Origin of the sequence: Streptomyces sp. NBC_01474 (assembly GCF_035918215.1) — a bacterium.
In the GTDB taxonomy this organism is placed as follows: Bacteria; Actinomycetota; Actinomycetes; order Streptomycetales; family Streptomycetaceae; genus Streptomyces; species Streptomyces aureus.
In genome coordinates this window covers 9,813,889-9,836,582 of sequence record NZ_CP109449.1, presented here as the reverse complement: position 1 = coordinate 9,836,582, position 22,694 = coordinate 9,813,889, and the positions used below count along the sequence as shown (strand labels likewise).

The 22,694-nt window shown below is 69.5% G+C and carries 23 protein-coding genes and 1 pseudogene; 12 read left to right on the top strand and 12 right to left on the bottom strand.

Annotation, left to right across the window (positions count from 1 at the left end; translation table 11 throughout):
• Positions 1-15: 15 nt before the first annotated feature.
• Together OG758_RS45000 and OG758_RS44995 are read right to left on the bottom strand one after the other, a co-directional pair.
• On the bottom strand, positions 16-816 hold the full coding sequence (locus OG758_RS45000) for a hypothetical protein (protein WP_326715210.1): 801 nt from the start codon (positions 814-816) through the stop codon (positions 16-18).
• The gene (locus OG758_RS44995) at positions 813-1,352 is read right to left on the bottom strand and encodes an RNA polymerase sigma factor (protein WP_326715209.1); all 540 of its coding nucleotides are present in this window, start codon (positions 1,350-1,352) and stop codon (positions 813-815) included. The genes OG758_RS45000 and OG758_RS44995 overlap by 4 nt, the downstream gene beginning before the upstream one ends.
• Before the next feature lie 124 nt (positions 1,353-1,476).
• Between OG758_RS44995 and OG758_RS44990 the strand changes: the two genes are divergently transcribed.
• Positions 1,477-1,638 (top strand): hypothetical protein, encoded by a 162-nt coding sequence (locus OG758_RS44990; RefSeq protein ID WP_326715208.1) that lies wholly within the window; start codon positions 1,477-1,479, stop codon positions 1,636-1,638.
• A gap of 426 nt (positions 1,639-2,064) precedes the next feature.
• Positions 2,065-2,394: a hypothetical protein gene (locus OG758_RS44985; protein WP_326715207.1), complete on the top strand. Its 330-nt coding sequence runs from the start codon at positions 2,065-2,067 to the stop codon at positions 2,392-2,394.
• Between the two features lie 443 nt (positions 2,395-2,837).
• Here OG758_RS44985 and OG758_RS44980 read toward each other — a convergent pair whose 3' ends face one another.
• The 4 genes and pseudogenes from OG758_RS44980 to OG758_RS44965 form a co-directional block, all read right to left on the bottom strand.
• Entirely contained in the window at positions 2,838-3,383 is a 546-nt protein-coding gene (locus OG758_RS44980) for a hypothetical protein (RefSeq protein ID WP_326715206.1), read from the bottom strand.
• A gap of 728 nt (positions 3,384-4,111) precedes the next feature.
• On the bottom strand, positions 4,112-4,597 hold the full coding sequence (locus tag OG758_RS44975) for a VOC family protein (RefSeq protein ID WP_326715205.1): 486 nt from the start codon (positions 4,595-4,597) through the stop codon (positions 4,112-4,114).
• 78 nt (positions 4,598-4,675) lie between these two features.
• On the bottom strand, positions 4,676-5,614 hold the full coding sequence (sigJ, locus tag OG758_RS44970) for an RNA polymerase sigma factor SigJ (protein WP_326715204.1): 939 nt from the start codon (positions 5,612-5,614) through the stop codon (positions 4,676-4,678).
• 220 nt (positions 5,615-5,834) lie between these two features.
• Positions 5,835-5,998: pseudogene (locus OG758_RS44965) on the bottom strand (Tn3 family transposase); the annotation flags it as partial.
• 44 nt (positions 5,999-6,042) lie between these two features.
• Here OG758_RS44965 and OG758_RS44960 point away from each other — a divergent pair.
• A complete protein-coding gene (locus OG758_RS44960) occupies positions 6,043-6,564 on the top strand; it encodes a hypothetical protein (protein ID WP_326715203.1) in 522 nt (173 codons plus the stop codon).
• A 203-nt stretch (positions 6,565-6,767) separates the two neighbouring features.
• Here OG758_RS44960 and OG758_RS44955 read toward each other — a convergent pair whose 3' ends face one another.
• The gene (locus OG758_RS44955) at positions 6,768-6,983 is read right to left on the bottom strand and encodes a DNA glycosylase AlkZ-like family protein (RefSeq protein WP_326715202.1); all 216 of its coding nucleotides are present in this window, start codon (positions 6,981-6,983) and stop codon (positions 6,768-6,770) included.
• Between the two features lie 85 nt (positions 6,984-7,068).
• On the bottom strand, positions 7,069-8,058 hold the full coding sequence (locus OG758_RS44950) for an NADP-dependent oxidoreductase (protein ID WP_326715201.1): 990 nt from the start codon (positions 8,056-8,058) through the stop codon (positions 7,069-7,071).
• Between the two features lie 92 nt (positions 8,059-8,150).
• Here OG758_RS44950 and OG758_RS44945 point away from each other — a divergent pair, with 92 nt between their 5' ends.
• Both OG758_RS44945 and OG758_RS44940 read left to right on the top strand, forming a co-directional pair.
• The gene (locus OG758_RS44945) at positions 8,151-9,107 is read left to right on the top strand and encodes a helix-turn-helix transcriptional regulator (RefSeq protein ID WP_326715200.1); all 957 of its coding nucleotides are present in this window, start codon (positions 8,151-8,153) and stop codon (positions 9,105-9,107) included.
• Between the two features lie 361 nt (positions 9,108-9,468).
• Complete coding sequence (locus OG758_RS44940; protein WP_326715199.1) at positions 9,469-9,867, top strand: HIT family protein; 399 nt, start codon at positions 9,469-9,471, stop codon at positions 9,865-9,867.
• 73 nt (positions 9,868-9,940) lie between these two features.
• Here OG758_RS44940 and OG758_RS44935 read toward each other — a convergent pair whose 3' ends face one another.
• Positions 9,941-10,918: a DMT family transporter gene (locus OG758_RS44935; protein WP_442810393.1), complete on the bottom strand. Its 978-nt coding sequence runs from the start codon at positions 10,916-10,918 to the stop codon at positions 9,941-9,943.
• 44 nt (positions 10,919-10,962) lie between these two features.
• Positions 10,963-11,565 (bottom strand): TetR/AcrR family transcriptional regulator, encoded by a 603-nt coding sequence (locus OG758_RS44930; protein WP_326715197.1) that lies wholly within the window; start codon positions 11,563-11,565, stop codon positions 10,963-10,965.
• A gap of 681 nt (positions 11,566-12,246) precedes the next feature.
• Here OG758_RS44930 and ltnD point away from each other — a divergent pair.
• Genes ltnD through OG758_RS44895 form a run of 7 tightly spaced genes read left to right on the top strand, consistent with a single transcriptional unit; the run spans position 12,247 to position 19,184 of the window.
• The gene (gene ltnD, locus OG758_RS44925; RefSeq protein WP_326715196.1) at positions 12,247-13,197 is read left to right on the top strand and encodes an L-threonate dehydrogenase; all 951 of its coding nucleotides are present in this window, start codon (positions 12,247-12,249) and stop codon (positions 13,195-13,197) included.
• A 1-nt stretch (position 13,198) separates the two neighbouring features.
• Positions 13,199-14,491: a 3-oxo-tetronate kinase gene (gene otnK, locus OG758_RS44920; RefSeq protein WP_326715195.1), complete on the top strand. Its 1,293-nt coding sequence runs from the start codon at positions 13,199-13,201 to the stop codon at positions 14,489-14,491.
• Positions 14,488-15,192 (top strand): class II aldolase/adducin family protein, encoded by a 705-nt coding sequence (locus tag OG758_RS44915; protein WP_326715194.1) that lies wholly within the window; start codon positions 14,488-14,490, stop codon positions 15,190-15,192. Before otnK ends, OG758_RS44915 begins: the two co-directional genes overlap by 4 nt.
• A gap of 60 nt (positions 15,193-15,252) precedes the next feature.
• On the top strand, positions 15,253-16,560 hold the full coding sequence (locus OG758_RS44910; protein WP_326715193.1) for an MFS transporter: 1,308 nt from the start codon (positions 15,253-15,255) through the stop codon (positions 16,558-16,560).
• A gap of 31 nt (positions 16,561-16,591) precedes the next feature.
• Positions 16,592-17,386 carry a 2-oxo-tetronate isomerase gene (gene otnI, locus OG758_RS44905; protein ID WP_326715192.1) on the top strand — a complete coding sequence of 265 codons (795 nt, stop codon included), beginning with the start codon at positions 16,592-16,594 and terminating at the stop codon, positions 17,384-17,386.
• Positions 17,383-18,417 carry a D-erythronate dehydrogenase gene (denD, locus tag OG758_RS44900; protein WP_326715191.1) on the top strand — a complete coding sequence of 345 codons (1,035 nt, stop codon included), beginning with the start codon at positions 17,383-17,385 and terminating at the stop codon, positions 18,415-18,417. The genes otnI and denD overlap by 4 nt, the downstream gene beginning before the upstream one ends.
• Positions 18,418-18,422: 5 nt before the next feature.
• Positions 18,423-19,184, top strand: coding sequence for a FadR/GntR family transcriptional regulator (locus tag OG758_RS44895; protein WP_326715190.1), 762 nt, complete (start codon positions 18,423-18,425; stop codon positions 19,182-19,184).
• 198 nt (positions 19,185-19,382) lie between these two features.
• On the opposite strand, the gene OG758_RS44890 is transcribed toward OG758_RS44895, so the two are convergent.
• Together OG758_RS44890 and OG758_RS44885 are read right to left on the bottom strand one after the other, a co-directional pair.
• Positions 19,383-21,041, bottom strand: coding sequence for an IS1182 family transposase (locus tag OG758_RS44890; protein ID WP_326715189.1), 1,659 nt, complete (start codon positions 21,039-21,041; stop codon positions 19,383-19,385).
• A 167-nt stretch (positions 21,042-21,208) separates the two neighbouring features.
• Positions 21,209-22,366, bottom strand: a complete 1,158-nt coding sequence (locus OG758_RS44885; protein ID WP_326715188.1) for an RNA-guided endonuclease InsQ/TnpB family protein — start codon at positions 22,364-22,366, stop codon at positions 21,209-21,211.
• Positions 22,367-22,694: the final 328 nt, after the last annotated feature.

Here is a 22,694-nt window from a genome sequence, read left to right as displayed (position 1 = left end):
CCTGTTTACGGGGGTTCAGTTGCCGCTGGTCAGGCGGCGGAAGTGGGTAGCGGCGAGAGGGGTGATCGCGGCAAGGGCCACGGTGATCACCCCCCAGACGGCAGTGCTGCCCGGCTGCAGTACCGGGGACAGGGATTGGGCCGCCACACTCGGCACCAGGACGGCCGCGGACCAGGCCGCTGCGAGTCCGATCGCCGCGCGCCGCACGCCGATGAAGGCACCGAGCGCGAGGGTGGCAGCGGTAAACGCCAGGCACGGCAGCAGGGTGAGGGCCAGTGAGGTTTCGGTGCACACACCCGCCACCAGCAACGCCGGAAGCATGACCACGAGCACCGCGAGCGTGCGCCGCAACACCATCGCGAGGCCGGCTGCGGGTGTGGTGGCGATCAGTTCCCAGACTGGGTCGGTCCGCCGACTCCAGGCCACGGCGACGCCGGGCAGCGGAGCCACCGGGGCCAGCAGCAGCACGAGCGACGGCAGGCTCGGCTCGGCGGAGTCGAGAAGCACGCCGCAGCCCAGCACCGCGACGGCCATCGCGAGCCAGGGCAGCAGCGTCCAGGCGAGCCAGCGTCGGTGCACGGCCACTGCCTGTGTGTGTGGCCGGGCAGGAAGCGGGCTCGTTTCGATGGCCTGGTCGAGCGAGACGGCGACCCGGTCGAGCAAATCCTTCGTGGCGGGGGTGGCGTTTTCGGCCAGTTGCTCACGGCAGTCGGCGCACGCGTCGAGATGGACCTCGATCGACCAGAGCGCGGCGTCATCGAGCCCGTGCCCGCCCTCTGCGTAGCGGGCCAGAATCATGGTGGTGGGATGAGTCATGAGAGCGCCTCCCGCAGCGCGATCCGGGCCCGCCGCGCGCGGGTCTTCACCGTGCCCTCCGGCATGCTGAGCAGCACCGACGTCTGCCGGACCGACAGGCCGTCGAGCACCATCGCCTGCAGCACCTGCCGCAACTCCGGTGGCAGCCGCAGCAGCGCCTGTTCGAGGTCCTGGCCGACGCGGTTCGCCATCACCTCGTCCTCGGCGGCCGGCGCGGTCGTCTCGACCAGGGCAATGGTCGGCACCCGCTCCTGCCGGGCGCGCCGGCGAAGCGCGTCGACGAGACGGTTCGCGGCGATCGTCCAGAGCCAGCCGACCGCACTGCCCCCGGTCACGGAGCCGGCGTAGCTGCCGGCTGCCCGCCAGACCGCCAGGTAGGTCTCCTGGAGCACGTCGGCGACGACGTCGTCGTCAGCGCAGCGGCGACGGAGCCGCACCGTCATCCAGGGCGAGGTACGCCGGTACAACTCGTCGAACGCCGCCCGGTCACCGGCGGCAACGCGCCACACAAGTTCTGCCTCGTTGAGGTCTGCCATGCCTTTCACGATCAACAAGACGACGCGATCGTCGATTCAGGTTCTCGGGCGGTTCGGCACCGACCGCGAGTGATGGTGCTTGGCACCAGAAGTTGTCCGGATCGCCGATCGGCCGGAATCGCCCGTGGGCATCTGCCGAGCGGCCCGGACGCAGCGCGCGAACTCGCCACTCACACCGGTCAAGTGGGCCTGGATCGCCTCGACCACGGGGAGCCTCGCGCCCGTCTCCGTCGTCGCCGGGCGCCAGTTGGACCGTGACGGCAAGGAGACGGTCGGCGGCAGATGAAGGCCCCGTCATTTCTGACGGGGCCTTCGCGCGGCATCGGACGCGAGGCTGCCGGACAGCGACGTGTGGACAGCGGCGTGTACCAGCCGGACGCCGAGCGACAACGGCGCAACCCGGACATGACGGGGGCCTCGCCTGCGCGACGAGCGCCCTCGGCACGTCCTGGAGCTGCGAAGGACGGCACGCACCGCGGCACCGTCCGCTTCCGTTGGAGTGAAGAACTCGACGGGCTGCCGCCCCTCCACGCCTCGACGCGTCATGGTTCATCTGAGGCAAACATGATCGAAAGGAGCAGGGTTGTGCATATGAGGCGTATCGGAACAATCTTGAGCGCTGCCGTGCTCACCGTGCTGGCCATTCCGGCGAACGCTCACGCCGCAGCAGTCGCCTGCGGCGGCGGTGTGTCGACCGGCCGGATGGCGGTCAATGGCTGCATCAGCGCCCAGCGCGGCAAGGAAGGCAGGGTCTTACACCCGGGAGATCACGGCGTACATCAAGGCGCGCAACACGGGGCCGAGGGCGGTGAACGTCTCCTACGAGGCGTTCTTTCGTGTCGTCGACGGTGGTTACTGGGTGAAGTTGGGCAGCGGTCGCACCTACGTTCCGGCGGGTGGGACCGTCGAACCCACGGAGGTGGGAAGCTCGACCCGGGTGTGCGCGCCCGGTGTGAAGGTCGAGATTCGCGTACACGCCCGCGCCGACGGGGGCGTCTGGAGCGGCTGGTCCACCGCCGGCACGGCACAGTGCCAGACCTGAGCGACTGCACACGCGATGCCTGAGAGTCGGGGGTAATGCCGGCGAACTGACCTAATCAACAGTCTCCAGTCCCCTACTGCGGTCGGCCGGCCTATTAGTGACGTGCCGTTATATCCAGGGCAGCCGGACAAGGGTCACGTCCGTGGACGTGACCCGAGCCCCGCCGCGTGCCAAGGGCTCCCAGCCCGTGGCACGCGCCTCTTGCCTCGACTGGTCCGCCCGTTCCTGCGGATCAGCCTCCCCGAACGTACTCCGCACGCAGGCCGCTGCGCCTGTGTTCATGCCGCCAAAGACACCGCATCATCAACGGAGTCCGAGCAGCCGCCCTTGCAGGGCCACAGACTTACTCGCCCTGGCAGTGCCCTTGAGCTCGGAACCCGCGGCTTGATTCTGTCAGCCGCCGGTCGGCCCCGGCTCCCCTTCTTGCAGAGACGGTCAGCAATTCACTTCTGCTTGACCGGCGGGCACGTGCCCGTGTCCTCGCCGATGGAGTTGATCTCTGCGTTGGAACGCGGGTCACCCGCGTAATTGAGCTGATCCGTGCACTTCATGCCGGGGTCCTTCGGCGTACCCGACGCCCCACCGGACTTCTGAGGCTCGGGGCACGTGCCCGTGCTCGCGCCAATGGAGTTGATCTCGGCGTTGGAGCGGGAGTCGCCCGCGTAGTTGAGCTGGTCGGTGCACTTCGTGCCGGACGGCGACTTCTGAACCGGAGGGCACGTGCCCGTGCTCGCGCCGATGGAGTTGATCTCGGCGTTGGAGCGCGGGTCACCCGCGTAGTTGACCTGGTCCGTGCACTTCGTGTCGGACTTGGCGGGTGCGCCCGACGGCTTGTCCTTCGCCGTGTCGGACTGCGGGGTGCTCGTGGCCACCGATGAACTGCTCGCGGAAGAGGAAGCGTTGTCGGCGCCGTTGTTGTTGCATGCCGTCAGCGCCAGTCCGAGGGCTACTGCGGTCATGGTCAGTGCCGAGATCTTCCGAGTGCGCATGCTGGTGTCCTTTGCGTGGGGGCCGTCGCTCCTGGGGAGCGGCGAGTGAGCTGGGCGGGTTCGTCCGCGTGGCTTTCTGCTCTCTCAGACAGACGGCGTGGTTGCCCAGTTGCATCTTGATCGTGCTCAGGACACTTTCGTGACATGACAGTCGTCGTGTCGTGAAGTCCGCGCCGGGCGTGCTGCCTACCGAGTGTTCAACCCTGATGCCTCGGACCAGGCGGGGCCGGACCGGACGCCACCGATGAGCTGGGTGACGTCATTGCGACGTCACCTGAGTTGCTGCTGCGTCGCTGATGCTGTCGGACTGGGACGACGGTCCAGGCAGCACCGAACCACCCTGCGAGTGGCACAGCGAGAATGCCCGAAGGCGCTCCGTATCTCGCTCTTCCTTCCTACGTGTCTGATCTGCCGATGCGTCACGTCGCGGGACGACGCACGAGCGAGCCGGTGATGACGAAGCACCAGGCATCCAGAAGGGCCCGCGACGCTACGGCTCCCTCAACGAGACCGGCGATCTCCACGACGCGTCGGTGGAGCATCCTGTGACGTGGATACGGCAGCATCCCAGCTACGCCGCGCAGCCCTACGAGCAACTGGCCGCCTGATACTGGCAGATCAGCCACGCCGACGACGCCCGACGCGTCCTGCCGGCCAAGCAACGCCAACACAGGAAGACCCTCGGCCTCCCCGCCCGCCTGTGGGTCCGCCGAACGTGACCTGGTCCGTCATTGGCCCGAGAGGAGCTCAGCCAGGCGGCTTTCGATTTCCTCCACCGGCACGTCCTGCACATGCTGGTCGAATGCCCAGCGGTGGCCGGAAGGGTCCAGCACCTCTCCCGTACGTACGCCCCAGAACGCGTCGTGGACCTCAGCGCTCACGGTGGCGCCGGCGGCGAGGGCCTGCCTCATCGCCGCGTCGGCGTCCTGGACCCTGAGCAGGTAGGCGGCCACCGAGGTACCGCTCGAGGAGGGGCTGGCCAGCGTGGTGCCGGGTACGGGTGCAGCCATGGCGAGGGGCAGACCGTGAACGTCGAGATCAGCAGTGGCAATGGACGCATCCGGAAGTCGCAGGATGCGGGTCACCGTGGCGCCCAGTGCCTCCTCGTACCAGGTGATGCTGCGATCGACGTCGTCGACGATGAGGTGCAACGCGAAGCCGGGGACGGCCTTGGTTGATGTATCCATCATTTCCTCCAGGTCGGGCTCAGGCATCTCATGAGTACGACGACACAGCCGCCGGGAATGTCAGGGGCGACGCCAGGTGCCCCAGCGCAGTGCCGGTGAGGACATTCAGCCCCGCATCCACACACGGAGCTTCACGGGGTTGCGCACGACCCAGAGCCGCTGAATGTGATCGCCGGCGATCTCGAACGCGTACACCGCGACCGTCTTTCCCTGGTCGGTGGCAACAAGTCCTGCCTGGCCGTTGACGGTTCGCTCCAGCAGATTCAAGGCTCCCGCCTGTCGCGCGAGACCGACGAGGAACCGGGCGATCTCGGCGGCACCTTCGATCGGGGTCAGCGACGCAGCGACCCGTCCGCCACCATCGGCTGTCGCGGTCGCCGACGGGTCGAGAAGTTCGATGAGGGCCCCGATGTCCTGGGCCTCCCATGCCTGCTTGAAGTCCCGGACGACTCGTGCGCGGGCGACCGGCGCCGCGACCGGCCGCGCGTCGCCGACACGGCGGCGCGCCGATGACGCGAGCTGGCGGCAGGCCGCCGGCGTGCGCCCGACGATCTCGGCGACCTCGGTGAACGGGTAGCGGAACACATCGTGCAGGAGGAACGCCACCCGCTCAGCGGGGGTCATCGAGTCGAGCACGACGAGGAAGGCCATGGCGACGGACTCATCGAGCGTGATCCGGTCCGCCGGGTCGATCCCGGCGCCGGGCCGCCTGCCAGACCACTCCCTCGCGTCGGGCACAGGCTCGGGGAGCCACTCGCCGACGTAGCGCTCGCGCCTGACCCGAGCCGAGCCGAGCAGGTCGAGGCACACGCGACTCACGACGGTGCTCAGCCACGCACCCGGTGAACTGATGGCGTCTTGCTGCTCTGGCGCGAGGGCATACCACCGGGCGTAGCCCTCCTGGACCGCGTCCTCCGCATCGGCAAGAGAACCCAGGAGGCGGTAGGCGAGATTGATCAGCGGCCCCTGCTCATTGACGATCGTCGACCGCCGCGCGGCGGCACCGTCGCGACCCGGTTCGGCTTGCTCGGAGCGAATGTCCATGCTGCCCGCATCTCCTGCTCGCAGTTGTCCTTCCCCCATACGACGAACCAGCTGGTCGAAATGTGAGCCCAGCGTGCACCGCCCTGGCACTTTGGCCGCGCGATTCATCGGACAAGCAACCCAACAACGAAAGGCAGGCACCGGTAAAGACCGACTTCCGAACGAGCACCGTTCGCGTGGCCATCGACGTCGTGCAGGCAGAATTCACCGACGCGGCGATGACGTGTGCGCGCTTGCCGTGGCAGACGCCGCGGGCGAGCTTGTGGCCGGACTCCTGGGCGTGAGCTGACGGTTCACCTGTCGCCGGTGGGTGTCGTCGACCGGGTCGACCACGCGCAGCAGGTGCAGGGTCTTGGCGGTGCGCCCGTACTCGGCGCACTTGGTGTCCAGCGGAGATGGACCCACGGGCCCTGGGCTACCGGGGCCACTTGGTCAACGATCAGTTCCGGGCACCACCGAGGGGCCGGCAAGATGATCGAGCCGCTGAGGCGGCAGGGGTGGGGACGTTGTTGTTTTCGATACCCGAGCGTGGTTGGTGGCTCATTGCAGTGGTGGCGACGGCCTTCTTCATGATCGCCGTACCGGCGCTGGGCACCGGGATGAAGTACCAGGCCGATCCGCGACGCACGCCGGAGCAGCAGGACAAACAGCGGAAGCGAGCGTTCTACATCGGTGGACCCGTGCTCTTCGCTGCCCTCCTGGGAGCGAGCCTGCTCCGGCACGGTCCGGCATCACCGATCCTGTTCATGTACAGCACCGTCCTCATCGCACTCCCGATCGCCATCGCTCCGGTCCGCGGCCGACTGATCAAGCAGTCCATCGCCCAACAGCACGACCCAGGAACCAAGATGAAGGTTGACCGGCTCACGGCGGTTTGGCTCTACAGCTTCCTGTCCGTGGTTCTGCTGGCGGTCGTGGCCGTGATGACGGCGACGACGTACAACAAGTGACTCTAGGGATCATCAATGGGGGCCCGGAGGTCTCACGTGTTTCTGACGCCTGGCCAGTCGCCACCTCGTCTGCCGACGATCCTCCACGCACCACATCCGCCACGTTGCTGAGAAGACCTCAAGGACCACAGGCCATAGCCACGACGGCACAGGATCCGACAGGGTCACCACTGTCGGTGACTCTTTCGCGGCATCTCTTGCCCTCACACCAGCGTGGGCTGCGGCAGTGGCCGCTGCCGACGGAAGTCGTCGGCTGCGGCGAGGTGTTGGGTACTGCGGAGCAGACCGGAGCGGACCACCTGCCGGTCCTTGAGCCGTGGGGTGAGTCGGGACTGTGTGAAGGCGTGGATCCTGCACCACAGCCCGACGTACGCCCAGTTGGGCTCCTGGGCCTGCGGTGCGACCAGCCTGCCGATCACCTCCAGTGGGGTGTGCGGCCGGTTCGCTCCGGCAGGAGCTGCTGGTCCATCAGGGCCCGGTTCAGGGTCAAGGGGGAGAGCGTGGTTACGACAGGCGCACCGAGACATTGCCCTGGTAGGAACCCTGAAGCAGGGAGAGGAACGCCTGCGGCACGTCCTCGATCCCGCCCGCGACCACTGTCTGCGGGTAGACGAAGCGGCCCTCGTCCAGCCAACTGCTGAAGTGCTCCCGCCAGGCGGCGATCTGATCGGGCGTGTGGTGGCAGGAGAACGGCAGGAGCTCGACGCCCTTGGCCTCGGCGGCCGCACGGTCGGGCTGTGGAAAGCGCTGCGCCGCGCCGCCGAGCTGGCTGGACAGTGAGCCGCACAGGGCGAAGCGCGCTCCGGGCCGGGCCGCGTGGAGCGCGCCCTGATACTGCTCGCCGCCCACGACATCGAAGAAGACCGAGATGCCCTCGGGAACGAGCTCTTCGAGCCGGTCGGCCGTGGGGCCGTCGTGGTAGTCGAACGCGGCGTCGTAGCCGAGCTCGTTCACCAAGTAGTCGGCCTTCGCCGGGCTGCCCGCGCTGCCGATCACCCTCGCCGCACCGAGGCACTTGGCGATCTGCCCGGCCAGCGATCCAACGCCACCCGCCGCGCCGGAGACAAAGACCACGTCGCCTTCGCCTACGGCCGCTACCTCGGCCATCCCGTAGTAGGCGGTCGGGCCCTGGCCGAGGTGATAGCCGGGGTCGGCGAAGAGCGCGCAGTTGAGCTTGAGGTACGAGTCGGCCGGGCCGGCCGAGTGCTCGCTCCAGCCGGTCATCGACTGGACGAGGTCGCCGGCCTCCAGCTCGGGGCTGTCGGACCGGACCACGGTGCCGATGGCGGCCACCCCTACCCGCTGCCCCGGCTGCCAGGCCGGGACCGGAATGGTGCAGTCGGCCCGCATCAACTCCAGGTAGGTGGCGGCGAGCCCGATCTGGTCAGTGCGTACCAGGACCTCGCCGTCCACCTCGGTCTTGACGACAGTGAAATGGTCGGGTGTGGGGGTGCCGGTGATCTGGGCGGTCAGCTGGATCTCACGGGTGATCATTTTTCTGTCCTTGCCTCGGGTGCGGCCGTCGAGATCGACCCTAAAGAGGCTTCCGGCCAGTTTCTGACCGGAAGCCGGGGCAGGATGTCGGCATGGCGAACACCAGCTCACGGACCCTCAGACTGCTCTCGCTGCTGCAGACCCACCGGCACTGGTCCGGCCCGGAACTGGCCGACCGGCTCGGAGTCTCCGAGCGGACGCTGCGCCGCGATGTCGGACGGCTGCGTGAGCTCGGCTACCCGGTCGGCGCGGCCCGGGGTACGGACGGCGGCTACCAGCTCGCACCCGGCGCGGTCCTGCCGCCGCTGCTGCTGGACGACGAGGAGGCTGTGGCGCTCGCTGTGGGCGTCGGTGACGCGGCGCAGAGCGGGATCGTGGGGATGGAGGAAGCGTCGCTGCGCGCGCTCACCAAGGTGGTGCGGGTTCTGCCGCCCCGGCTCAGGGCCAGGGTGGACGCCCTGCGGGCGGTGACCCTCTCCGCCGTCGCGTCCGGGCCGGTCGTCGGCGCGGGGGTGCTCACCACGGTCGCCCAGGCCTGCCGGGACGAGGAGCGGCTGCGGTTCGGCTACACGGCGCGGGGCTCCGCACCCACCGAGCGCGAGGTCGAGCCGCACCGCGTCGTCGCACTCGGCGGACGCTGGTACCTGGTCGCCTACGACCTGGGCCGCCACGACTGGCGCAGTTTCCGCCTTGACCGGCTGACCGATCCGACGGCGACCGGCACGCGCTTCCGGCCTCGACTGCTCCCCGCCGAGGACGCCGTGGCCTTCGTCCAGGCAGCGGGCGGGGCCCCGGCTCCGTACACGGTCGAGGTCCTTGTGCACGCACCCTGCCCGCGCGTGCGGCAGGTGGTCGGCTCCTGGGGCACAGTCGAACCGCTCGATCAGGGCAGTTGCCGGCTCACCATGACCTCGGCCTCCCTCGACTGGCCGACCCAGGCACTGGGCAACGTGGGCGCCGAGTTCGAGGTCCTGGGGCCGCCGGAGTTCGCCGCGCACGTCCAGGAGTGGGGCGCCCGCTTCCTCCGAGCCACACGCGCACCCGCATGACCTTCCTCGCCGTGACCCGCGACGGTGGCGCGCCGTTCGCGGCAGCCCACGGCGTAGCGGAATTGGCGCTCTGCCAAGAGTAGGAGGGCTCGAAAATCGGTCCGCCACAGCGGTTCGGTCAGTCATGACGCGCGGACAGGCACGGGTTTCCCCGGTGATCAGAGAGCGTCGCAACACCGGGGTCGCAAAGACCTGTGGCTGTCTTGCCTGCCAGGGAAGCATCCTGCCTTGCTGCCGCGGCCGCTTCGCCACGTAGTACCCGGCGACGGCAGTCGCGCCGTGCCTGCGAGCCTTGAAATGGATGGTGAGCGCCATCTCCAGGCTGGCAACGTGGGGCCGTATGACCTGTGTGTTCTGCCGCTTGATCACCGAAGACGCCGCTCGTTGGATATTCCGCGGGCCCGTAGTATCCGCGTTCGCTCCACTTGATCCGCTCGCACCAGGGCATGCCCTGGTGCTCCCGACATCCCACTACGCGGACATCTTCGATACGCCTGCGCAGGTCCTCGCCGAGAGCATGGTGCTGGTCCAGCGCGTTTCTGGCGCAATGCGGACGGCGTTGAAGGCCGGAGGTGTGAACATCCTCGGTGCGAGCGGTCCCGGCTCGGAGCAATCCGTGCCTCATCTGCACTTCCATGTGGTTCCTCGGTGGACAGATGACGGGTTCTCAACCTGGCCTACGGAGCAGTCTCAACGCCAGATCGCCAGCGATCCCATCGCCCAGCTCGCCAACGCCATGGCAGCCACTCACTCAGCCTGATCGCTCCACAGAAGTTGAGCCAGAACCGGAGAGCGGACAGCGCCTGCTCATGGCATCGGGAGGCGCACGCGCATCAGCTGCGTCGCGTTCGGTCTTCACCACCTGGGACAGCGCCTGCCGTCTTCCTGGGAGGGCTGCTGTCGTGGTCCAGAGGATTGTTCCGCACCTGTCCGCGCGTGTGGCGGGTGGGTGTGGGGGCGGTGAGGACGGCGAGGCAGGCGATGACGAGGGCGATGCCCATCCAGCCGGCTGCGGGCAGGAGTTCGCCGACGACCAGGACGGCGAGGACGGCAGCGACGGCCGGTTCGAGCAGGGACAGGGTGGTGGCGGTGCTGGCGGGTACGTGGGCAAGGCCCCAGCCGAAGAGGACGTACCCGGCGAGCATGGGGACGAGCGCCATGTACGTGCCGACGGCCGCATTGGACCAGGAGGCGAGGAGCGGGGCACCGGTGGCGAGGAGGACGGGCACCAGGAGCAGTCCGCCGAGTCCGAAGACGGCGCCCATCGCAGCCCGGGAGGGGATCTCGCGGGTGATGAGCCGGTGTGCGGCCCAGGAGTAGAGGGCGTATGTGGCGGCGGCGACCAGCCCGAGGCCGATGCCGAGCAGCGTGCCGGCCATGGAGGTGCGACCTGTGCCGTCGGCGGCGTGGGCGGCTTCGGCGACGCACAGGGGGGCGGTGCCGAGCAGGCCGAGTGCGGCGGCCAGCGTCCAGCGGCGGGTGAGCCGGCGGCCGTCCACGACGCGCTCGATCAGGGACGATGCCAGCGGGGCGGTGCCGATCGAGACGACAGTGCCGACGGCGACTCCGGCCAGGTGCATGGAGCTGTAGAACGCCAGGGGGTAGACCGCCACCGAGACGGCACCGAGCAGGACCGTGCCGCGCTGGTCGCGCAACCGGGACGCGTGGGCAGCGATCTGCGGGGCGGCCATCAGGGCCTGGAGGAGACCCCCGAGGCCCATGGCGACGGCCCCGATGGCGAGCGGGCCCACGTCCGGGGCGAAGGTGGCGGCCGTGCCGGTCGTCCCCCACAGCACGGAGGCGGCCAGCACGCACAGGGCCCCCGTTCCTGCGGACCGGCCGCGGCCGGGGCCCTTCACAGCCGGTCCAGCAGGGCCGCGGCCATCGAGCGGGCGTGCTGGACACGCTCGCCGTCGCCCTCCAGGCCGGCACGGGCCATCGCGCCCTCCAGCAGGAAGGAGAGATGCTCGGCCGTCGCGCGGGCCTCGTCGGGCCGGCCGGGAAGCAGCTGCTCCAGGTGGTCGGCGATCAGCCGCTCGACCTGCTCCTTGTGGGCGCGGACCACGGCCCGGCCCTCGTCGCCGGCAGGCAGCTCGGCGGCGGCGTTGAGGAGACCGCAGCCGCGGAAGCCGTGCTCGTAGGCGAAGCCGGCGTGGTCGCAGTACGCGTCGAAGACTGCCAGTACTCCCTCATGGGGGCCGTCGGCGTGCTCCAGGCGTGCCCGGTACAGGCCGAGCCACTCCTCGTGCCGGGCATCCAGGTAGGCCCGGACCAGGTCGGCTTTGGAGGAGAAGTTGTTGTACAGGCTCATCTTCGCCACGCCGGCCTCGGCCGTGATCGTGTCGATACCGGTCGCCGCCACACCATCGGCGTAGAAGCGCCGGGCCGCCGCCTCCAGGAGCCGTTCCCGGGCCGGCCGCCGCCCGCGCCCCGTCACGCCCGTATCGGTCTCACTCATCACAATCCAAACTAGGTAGGTAGGTCTACCTAGACTAGTCGACCTGGATGGATGCTGCGCCAGTCGTAAGCGTTCGACCCCGGCGCGGGGCGCGGGCTGCCGCATGCCTCCCCATTCGCCGCGTGGGGGGCCGGCCCCGGGACGGCCCGTGGCGCTGCGACCTGCGACCGGGCTGCACCGCAGGCGATGCACGGCGGCGTACGGCGGCACATGAGACCGGCGCACAGACCCTGCGGCGCGCTCGCCGCCGCAGGTCGGGCACAACCATGCGGCCCGGCGCCCGCAGGACACCGCGCCGGCTGGCCGCTCGGCAAGCGCAAGGTTTGTGCACGACAACGACGCGGCGATTCCCCGGCGAGATCCGTCCTGCCGGGGTGCCGGATGCGCTCGGGGCGCGGCCGGCCAAACCGCTTCGGCCCGGGGTGCATGTCACCGCCGGCTTCGATCGATGGCACCGGCCGTGGCCGAGCCGCCGCCGGGGGACGCAAGGAAAGCGATGACCGCCGCGATGTCGGCCGGGACATCGAAGCCGACACCGGCAGGGGCGGCGGATCGGGTGTGACGGGCATCACTTTGTACTTCGCGACGTCCGCAGGTCATCATATGACCCGATCGCTGCTTGTGACCGGAGCAGCACAACGACACGTACGAGTCGACGAGTCAACGATGACGAGGGCGGACATGAACGACCAGCAGCGGCCGGCGCGGGCGCGTGTGGGCGTGGTGGGGCTCGGGGCCATGGGCCTCGGTATGGCCCGCAGCCTGCGCACGGCCGGATACGACGTGGGGGTCAACGACCTGCGGCCGGAGGTGGCCGCCGACTTCGCCCGCGGCGGCGGGACGGCGTTCGCCTCCCCCGCCGAGCTGGCGGCCGGGGTGGACGTCCTGATCGGCGTCGTGGTCAACGCGGCGCAGGTCGAGTCGGTCCTCTTCGGCGACGGCGGGGCGGCAGAGCGGCTGCGCCCCGGTTCCGTCTACGTGATGTGCTCCACGGTCGACCCGGACTGGTCGGCCGAGCTGGAGGACCGTCTGGGCGAGTTGGGCGTGCTCTACCTGGACGCGCCCATCTCCGGCGGCGCCGTTCGCGCGGCCGCCGGTGAGCTGACGATGATGACGTCGGGCTGCGCCGCGGCGTACGACGTCGCCGACCCGGTACTCGAAGCCATGAGCGCCACCGTGTACCGTCTCGGCGACCACGCCGGTCTTGGCTCGAAGGTCAAGATCGTGAATCAGCTGCTCGCGGGCGTGCATATCGCCGCCGCCGCCGAGGCGATGGCTCTGGGGATCAAGGCCGGCGTTCCGGCCGAGGCGCTCTACGAGGTCATCACGCACAGCGCCGGCAACTCATGGATGTTCGAGAACCGTATGGCACACGTGCTGGCGGGCGACTACACGCCGCTGTCCGCCGTCGACATCTTCGTCAAGGACCTAGGGCTCGTACTGGATTCGGCACGGCCGCAGAAGTTCCCGCTGCCGCTGTCCGCCACCGCCCACCAGATGTTCCTGCAGGCGTCCGCCGGCGGGCTCGGCGGCGAGGACGACAGCGCCGTCATCAAGATCTTCCCCGGCATCGACCTGCCGCAGCCCGTGAACGAGCCCCAGCCGACCAATCAGCCCAAGAAGGAGGACTGACGTGAGCGTCCGCCTCGGGTGCATCGCCGACGACTTCACCGGCGCCACCGACCTGGCCAACAACCTGGTGCGCGCGGGCATGCGCGTGGTCCAGCTGATCGACGTACCGGCGGAGGGCACTGACCCCACGGCTGATCCCGCGGCCGACGCGGACGCGGTGGTCATTGCCCTCAAGTCGCGTACGGTCCCCGCGGCCCAGGCCGTCGAGGCGTCCCTTCGCGCTCTTGAGTGGCTGCGCGCCGCGGGCGCCGAGCAGATCTACTTCAAGTACTGCTCCACCTTCGACTCGACGCCGGCCGGCAACATCGGCCAGGTCACCGAGGCCCTGATGGACGCGCTCGGCACCGACTTCACCGTCGCAACGCCCGCGTTCCCCGACAACGGGCGCACCGTCTTCAAGGGTCACCTGTTCGTCGGCGACGTCCTGCTCAGCGAGTCCGGCATGCGCCACCACCCGCTCACGCCGATGACCGACTCCAACCTGGTGTCCGTGCTCGACGCGCAGACGACGCGGCCCACCGGCCTCATCGACCACGAGGTGGTGGCACAAGGCGCTGACGCGGTCCGGGCCCGGATCGCGCAGCTGCGGGCGCAGGGGGTCGGCGCCGCGATCGTCGACGCCGTGTCCAACGACGATCTCGTACGGCTCGGTGCGGCGGTCAAGGAGCTGGCGCTGGTGACCGCCGGTTCGGGCCTGGCGATCGGGCTGCCCGCGAACTGGGGTTTCGAACCGTCCTCGGCCGCCGCCCAGCTGCCGCCCGCCTGCGGCCGGCAGGCCGTCGTCGCCGGTTCGGTGTCCGCCGCCACGAACGGCCAGGTACGGGAGTTCCTCAGCACCGGCCGCCCCGCGTTCAGCGTCGACCCCCTGCGGATCGCCGCCGGCGAGGACGTCGCCGCCCAGGCGCTCGCCTTCGCCGACAAGCACCTCGCCGACGGGCCCGTGCTCGTCTACTCGACCGAGTCGCCGGACGCGGTCCGCTCGGTGCAGGGGCAGCTCGGCGCCGCCGAGGCGGGTGAGCTGGTGGAGCAAACGCTCGCCCGCGTCGCCCAGGGGCTCATCCAGCGCGGCGTACGGCAACTCGTGGTCGCGGGCGGCGAGACCTCCGGCGCCGTCGTGCAGGCGCTCGGCCTCACGGGCCTGCGCATCGGAGGGCAGATCGACCCCGGGGTGCCGTGGTGCGCGGCGCCGCTGCCCGGCGGCGACACCCTCCACATCACGCTCAAGTCGGGCAACTTCGGCGGCCCGGACTTCTTCACCGCAGCCTTCACCCTCCTGACCGGGGAATCCAAGTGACACAGGACCGCGAGACCCAGAACCGCGGGACAGGGGACATCGCCACGGCCGCCGACGACGCACGCGCCGAGATCGTCCGCATCGGCACCAGCCTGTTCGCCCGCGGCTACGTCCACGCCAGCGCCGGCAACATCAGCGCGAAGCTCGACGACGGCCACCTGATCACGCCGACCGATGCGGCCCTCGGCTTCCTCGACGCCGGCCGGCTCGCCCGGGTCGACGGCAACGGCGAGCAGATCGCGGGCGACCGTGCCAGCAAGACGCTCACGCTGCACCGGCGCATCTACGCAGCCGACCCCACCGCCCGGTTCGTCATCCACACCCACTCCACGCACCTGGTCGCGCTGACGTTGGCCGGCGTGTGGCAGCAGGACGACGTGCTCCCGCCCCTCACCCCGTACTACGTGATGAAGGTGGGCCACGTCCCGCTGGTCCCCTACCACCGGCCCGGTGACCCGCGCGTCGCCGACCTGGTCACCGAACGCATCAACTCCCGTGCGGCGAACGGCACTCCTATCCGGGCGGTGCTGCTCGACCGGCTCGGCCCCGTCGTCTGGGGCCCCGACGCCGCGTCCGCGCTGGCCGTACTCGAAGAACTGGAGGAGACCGCACGGCTGTGGCTGACGACCGGCCGCAGGTCCGAGCCCCTGGCCGACGACGCCATCGCCGAACTGAGGACCGCCTTCGGCGCCTCCTGGTAGAACCCCGCTCCCGTCCCCATCCGCTCGAGAACCACTGAGCCGCACAAGGAAGTGCCCCTCATGTCCACGACCGTGACAACGGCCGAAACCCCTGAACTCGCCCGCGAGAACGCCGTGTACCGCAAGGTCATCCGGCACATCGTCCCCTTCCTGATCCTCTGTTACGTCGTCTCCTACCTGGACCGGGTCAACGTCGGCTTCGCCAAGCTGCAGATGTCCCAGGACCTCGGCTTCAGCGAGGCGGCGTACGGCCTCGGCGCCGGCCTGTTCTTCATCGGCTACTTCCTGTTCGAAGTCCCCTCGAACCTGATGCTGCAAAAGGTCGGCGCCCGCACCTGGATCGCCCGGATCATGATCAGCTGGGGCGTGGTCTCGGCATTGTTCGTCTTCGTCAACAACGAGGCGACGTTCTACGTGCTCCGGTTCCTGCTCGGCGCCGCCGAGGCCGGGTTCTACCCGGGCGTGATCCTCTACTGCACGTACTGGTTCCCCTCCGCGCGGCGGGCCCGGGTGATCGCGCTGTTCATGTCGGCCATCCCCGTGGCGGGCATCTTCGGCAACCCGCTCTCGGGCTGGATCATGGACGTCTTCGAGGGCACCGGCGGCTGGAACGGCTGGCAGTGGCTGTTCCTCATCGAGGCGCTGCCCGCCATCGCGGTCGGCGTGATGACGCTGTTCTACCTGGACAACAGTGTGCGCGACGCAAAGTGGCTGAGCGACGACGAGAAGACCGTGATCGAGCGCGCACTCGCGAAGGACACCAAGCACCACAGCGAGCACGGCAAGACGTGGGACGCGTTCCGCGACCCCAAGGTGTGGCTGATGTGCCTCATCTACTTCTTCTTCGTGATGGGCCAGTACGCGCTCACCTTCTGGATGCCCACCTTCGTCGAGTCCACCGGCATCAAGGGCGGCTTCGCGATCGGCGCGCTGAGCGCCGTGCCGTACCTGGCCGCGCTCGTCGCGATGAACCTCTTCGGCCGCTCCGCCGACAGGCGGCGCGAGCGCCGCTGGCACCTGATCATCCCGAGCCTGATGGGCGCCGTCGGCTTCTCACTGGCCGCGAGCTGGACCGGGTCGACCGCTCTGTCCCTTGTCGCGCTCTCGATCGCCGCCGCGGGCGTGCTGACCTGCGCGCCCCTGTTCTGGTCGCTGCCGACCGCCTTCCTCAGCGGCACCGCGGCCGCCGCCGGGCTCGCCGTCATCAACTCGGTGGGCAACCTGGCCGGCTTCGTCAGCCCGTACATGATCGGCTCACTCAAGGACGCCACCGACTCGACGGCGATCCCGATGTACGTCCTGGCGCTGGGCCTGGTCATCGGCGCCGCGGCCGTCCTCGTCACCAAGAAGAGCGTCGTCAACCGCTGACCGAGCCTGCCTCACACCCTACGGAGTCACCATGCCGAGGTTCGCCGCGAACCTGTCCACCCTGTATCCCGAACACGACTTCCCCGACCGCTTCGCCGCGGCCGCGGCGGACGGCTTCGAGGCCGTCGAGTACCTCTTCCCGTACGCGTACGAGGCGACCGAACTGCGGCGCCGTCTCGACGCGCACGGCCTGCAGCAGGTGCTGTTCAACGCTCCGCCCGGAGACTGGGACGCGGGTGAGCGCGGGATCGCGGCGCTGCCCGGACGCGAGGCGGAGGTGCGTGAGGGCGTCGACCGCGCCCTGGAATACGCCGCCGCGCTCGACTGCCCGCGCGTGCACATGATGGCGGGCCTGGTACCGCAGAACGCCGACCCGGCGCCGTACCACGCGACATACCTGTCGAACCTCGCCTACGCCGCAGAACAGGCAGCGACTGTCGGCGTCGACATCCTGATCGAGCCGATCAACGGCCGCGACATGCCGGGCTACTTCCTCAGCCGACAGGCCGACGCCCACGCCGTCGTGAAGGAGGTGGGCGCCCCCAATCTGAAGGTCCAACTCGACCTCTACCACTGCCAGATCGTCGAGGGCGACCTCACCGCCACACTCCGCCGCGACCTGCCCACCGGCCGCGTCGCCCACCTCCAGATCGCAGGCGTGCCCGACCGTCACGAGCCCGATGCCGGAGAACTGAACCTCCGTCATCTCATGTCCGTCGTCGACGAGCTGGGCTTCGACGGCTGGATCGGCTGCGAGTACTTCCCCAAGGCCGGCACGAGCGAAGGTCTCGGCTGGCGACACAAATTCCAAGGAGAGAACGCATGAGGATCGTCATCACGGGTGGCTTCGGCTTCCTCGGCCGCCAGGTCGCCGAGGCCCTGCTGGAGCAGCGCACGTTCGACGGCGCCCCCATCACCCGCCTCGTGCTCGCCGACCTCTTCGTACCGCAGCACTCGCCGCTGGCCGCCGACCCGCTCGTGGACGTGGTCCAGGGCGACCTGACCGAGCACCTCGGCGACCTGTTCGCGCAGCCCGTCGACGTGGTCATCCACCTCGCGGCCGCGGTCTCCGCCGAGTGCGAGGCCGACTTCGACCTCGGCATGAGCGCCAACCTGGACACCACCCGCGCCCTCCTTGAAGCCGCACGCGCCCAGTCGGCCGCCGGCGGTGTGACGGTACGGGTGGTCTTCGCCAGCAGTGTCGCCGTCTACGGCTCGGACGCAGCGCTCCCGCTTCCGGAGGTCGTCAGCGAGTCGACACTGCCCACGCCACAGTCCAGCTACGGCGTCCAGAAGCGGATCTGCGAGCAGCTGATTGCCGAGTACACCCGCCGCGGCTTCCTCGACGGCCGCGTCACCCGCCTGATGACAGTCTCGGTGCGCCCCGGCAAGCCGAACGCGGCGGCCTCCGGTTTCCTGTCCGGCATCGTCCGCGAGCCGCTGGCCGGCCTCGAGGCGACCTGCCCGGTCAGCCCGGACCTGCGAGTCGCCCTCGCCTCCCCGCGCCGTACGGTCGAGGGCATCCTGCGCGTGGCCCAGGCCGAGCGCGGCGAGGGGCCCGGACAGCTGTCCGGCACCCTCCCGGTCAACCTCCCGGCCCTCACTGTCACGGTCGCCGAGATCCTCGACACGCTGCGCCAGGTCGCCGGGGACACCGTCGCCGACCTGGTGAAGGTCGCGCCGGACCCGGCCGTCGAGTCCATCGTCGGCTCCTGGCCGGCCGCCTTCGACAACGCCCGCGCGGCCTGGCTCGGCCTTGAGCCCGACGCGGACTTCGCAGCCGTCGTGCACCAGTACGTCGCCGACCACGCGCAGGCGGTCACCGCCAGGGCGGCCAAGACCACGCCGATAGACTGACGACCATGTTTACCAAGGTGGACGGGCCGGTCCGGCTCGCGGACCGCGTCGCCTCGATGCTCGCGGACGAGATCGAGTCCGGACGGCTGACCACGGGCGACAAGCTGCCGACCGAGGTGGAACTGGTCAAGCAGCTCGGCGTCAGCCGCACCGTGATCCGCGAGGCCGTGTCCCGGCTGAGCAACGCGGGCCTGGTCGAGGCGCGCCAGGGGCGGGGCGTCTTCGTCCTGCCCCGGCGCACCCGTCCACTCGACCTCGAAGCCGACACCACCGGCACCACCGACACCAAGGCCAAGGTGCTGCAGATCGTCGAGGTCCGCCGCGCCATGGAGGGCGAGGCGGCCGAAATAGCCGCCACCCGCGCCACCGCCGCCGACCACGCACGGATGCGGCAGGCCCTGGCCGCGATCGACGCGGCGGTCGCGGCGGGCGGCGACGGCGCCGACGAGGACCTGGCCTTCCACCGCTCCATCGCGGAGTCGACCGGCAACGCGGTCATGGTCTCCACCGTCCGCTACCTCGGCGAGGTCTCTCGCGGCGGCATCCGCGTCACCCGCGCCAACGAGGCCCGCCGGGGCGACTTCTTCGACGCGGTCCGCGAGGAACACCAGGCCATCCTGGCCGCCATCGAGCAGGGCGACGCCAAGGCGGCCCGCACGGCCGCCCGCCGCCACCTCAAACACGCGGCGGCCCGGCTCCAAAAGGCGGGCCCCGAGTTCTGGAACACGGCGCAGGACCTGGGCGTAAAGCTCGACGCGGCTGAGTAATCCCCTTCAAGGCCCCCGCCCATCGACGCCGCCCACCCCCAGCCGTACCTCCTCCCCCGCTCGCCCTGTCGGCGCCATGTCCGCGCCTCGCTCATCGAAACCCGACGGAGCGAAAATCGGTGAGCGGCGAGCACCCACCGGCACACAGCGGTCAACTTGACGCGGCCCTGAAGGACTTTGTTGGCGGATTCGGTGTGTTCAGGCGGCCAGTTCCAAGCCGAGGCGGGCGAACCGGCTGATGTGGGTGGTGCCGATGGGGATCCCGCTCCACCAGGTGTTGAGTCGGTGGAGGTTGAGTGCGGCGGCGGTCAGGACGTGACCGAGGTGGGTCTTGTCCAGCCCGCGGTAGGGGGTGGTGCGTGTGCGTGTCACCCGGACGGCCTGGGAGATGGTGCCTTCGACACCTGCGCGGGTGCCGTAGGCGGCCTTCCACTCATCGGTCTCCTGCTCGCGTCGGCGCTGGTCGAGGGCTTGCTGCTGGGGCTGGGTGAGCAGGGTGAGGCTGCGCCCGTGCTTGGGGTTGGTGGCGCTGGTGCACTGGGCGCGGACCGGGCAGGCGTCGCAGTCCGTCTTGGCGAAGTGGACCCGGATGATCTCGGTGCCGGTGGGTTTACGCTGCTCAGACCAGCTGGCACTGCGCCGGCCGCGGGGACAGGTGACGGTGCGGGCCGGCCAGTCGATGGTGAAGGCGTCCTGTCCCAGGCCCTGTCCGGCGCGGCCTTGGGCGGTGGTGTCGGCGAAGACCGGTCCCATCAGTTCGATGTTCTGCCCGGCGGCGGCGACCAGCAGTGCGGCGGAGGTGTAGCCGGAGTCGACCAGGTGGAGGGCCGGCAGCAGGCCGCGTACGGCCAGAGCGTGGTGGACGGGCTCGGTGATCTGAGCGTCGGGGACGGTGGCGTCGGTGGTGACCACGTTCGTGATCAGGTGCGGGGCGTCCGGTTCGCAGGTCTCGGTGAAGTGGACCTTGTAGCCGTCCCAGCCCGCGCCGCGCTTGACGCTGTAGCGGGCGTCGGTGTCGTAGGGGCTGGACAGCCTCAATCTGCCAGGCGGGAGATCTTTGCCCTCCCGCCAGCGCACCCCCTTCTCATCACGGTGATATTGCTGCACCCACGCAATCCGCAGGACCTGCACCGCCTCGATCTCCCGCAACCAGACCGATGCGCCGGGTGCGTAGAGGGCCTCGAGCAGCGCGAATCCGTCCTCTCCCACGGTCAGCGCCCACTGCTGCCGGGCGTCGGCTCCTTTGGGAAAGCGGAACGAATCGATGCGCTTGCCGTAGCGTTCGAACCACTTCGCCGCGGCGGTCTGCCGCAGCCAGCCGGGCGCCGCGACGGCCAGTGTCTCCAGCGCGGCGCGCAGCGTCTCGCCGACGAACTCCATCCGGTTCAGCGTCCGCACCTGGGCCAGCACGTGCGTGGAGTCGGTGCGTTGGCGGCCTCCCGCCCGCAGCAGCCCCAGCTCACTCACTCGTTCCAGCAGCCGGTCAAGGACCAGTTCCTCCAGGCCGTGCGCGATCAGCCGGTCCCGGAACTCGCTGAGCACGGAGAAGTCGAACCCGGGATCGTCCAGCTCCAGGCCGAGCGCGTACTTGACGTCGATCCGCCCGCGCACCGCGTCGGCAGCCTGCCGGTCCGTCAAGCCCTCCGCGAACTGCAGCACGCTGACCATCGCTAACTGGCCCGGCGACCACGCCGGACCACCCCGGCGCGGAAATGCCCGGGCGAACTGCTCATCCTCGAACAGCGGACCGAGTTCATCCCGGATCCGCATGGCCAGGCAGCCTTTACGGAATGCGGCGCGAGCCACCCGCGTGGTGGCCTCCGGGACGGACAGAGCAGACACAGGGCGCAGCGACATCGCAGCCCCTCCTTGCCTCCCCGCACGATGGAACCGAACCACCAGACTGCCCGACCGAACAAGATCGCCAAGAGCAGTTACCGAATCCGCCAACAAAGTCCTGAAGGACCGGGCTTGGAGGTAGTTCCCAACTGGCTGCTGGGTTGGCTCCTCCGTCCAGACACCCGCTATGGGGTGGCAGGGACGCGTGACTCACGCCCCGCAGTCCACACAGCAGCGCCACGTGCGGCGATGTTGTGGGAAGCATTCCGGTCGGCGTGGGCAACGACCCCGCACCCCCGGCAGATGAAAAGCCCCTGGTCCACACGGTTGCGCTTGTCGATGTACCGGCACTGCGAGCACATCTGCGACGTGTAGGCGGGATCGACGTAGACCAGGGGCACGCCCGCCCGCTTGGCCTTGTAGACGATGAAGTCTCCGAGCTGGGAAAACGCCCAGGAGTGGAGTGCGACCCGTTGGGGCTTGCGGAGCCGTACCCGAGTGCGGATGCCCTTGAGTTCTTCGAGGGACAAGCCGCGCCCGGTGCGTTCAGCCTCGGTCACGATCGTCTTGGAGATGATGTGGTTGGTGTTCGCGGCATGCCGTGCTTCCTTGCGGGCACGCGCCTTGAGCCGCCGCTTGGCGGACTTGGTGCGCTTCTTCTGCAACTTCCGCCGCAGGTCAAGCTGGCGCTTGCGGTACCGGTTCAGGCCGCGCCCGGCGGCCTGGTAGCCGGTGGACGTAGTAGCGATGTTGACGATGCCGAGGTCCACGCCGATGAAGCCGTCCGGCTCGTACCGCTCGGCCTCGGGCACCTCGCACGTGGCGACGAGGTAGAACACGCCGTCGCGCTCGATGAGGTCAGATTCGCCCTTCCGGTACTGCTGGAGCGTCTTGAGCGCGTCGCAGTAGCCGACGAAGCGGACGTTCTTGAGCCGCCCGGACGTGGTCCAGATGGACACGGTCTGCTGGTCGTACTGCCAGCTCAGACACCGCTCGTCATACGGCTGCGCGGCCTCGGCGCGGAACGCGATCGGCTTGGACTCCGCCCTGACCCGGCGCCTCGACTTCGGCTTGCCGAGATTTCCGGCGCGCAGGTTGGCGTGCAGCGTGGTGTACGCGTCACGCACCTTCTTGATCACATGCTGCGCGGCCTGCGCCCCGAGCCCCTGCGCCTTGAGGTGCGGATACGTGTGCTTACGCAGCTCATACTCACGCGGCACGCCGCGAGCGAACGCCACCTGGGACACCCAGCACGCCAGATCGTTGACCGTGCGCAGCGTGGAGCGCAGCGCGGCGGCCTGTTCGGCCTCCGGCATCAGCTTCACCTGCACCACGATCTTCATACCGGAACCCTATGCGGAGGCACTGACAACAATGCAGACCCGTACTTACGCGCAGGTCACCCCTACTTCGAGAAGTGATTCCTCCCGGGCCTGAAGGCCCGGGGATCCTCACTAGATCCCGCTGAAGCACGGACCAGCCATTCCCGAACTACTCCCCGCCGAGGAGGAGTTGAGCCCCGCCCGGACCGCCATGTCCCACACCCGCTCTCGGGCCTCAATGTCTGGGGGCGGCAGCGGCGGCTCCGCAGCCTCGGTCAGCAGAAGTCGTTCAACGTCGCAGAGGTCAATGCCCGCCGATCAGCGGGGACAGACCGCGCCGGTCACCCGG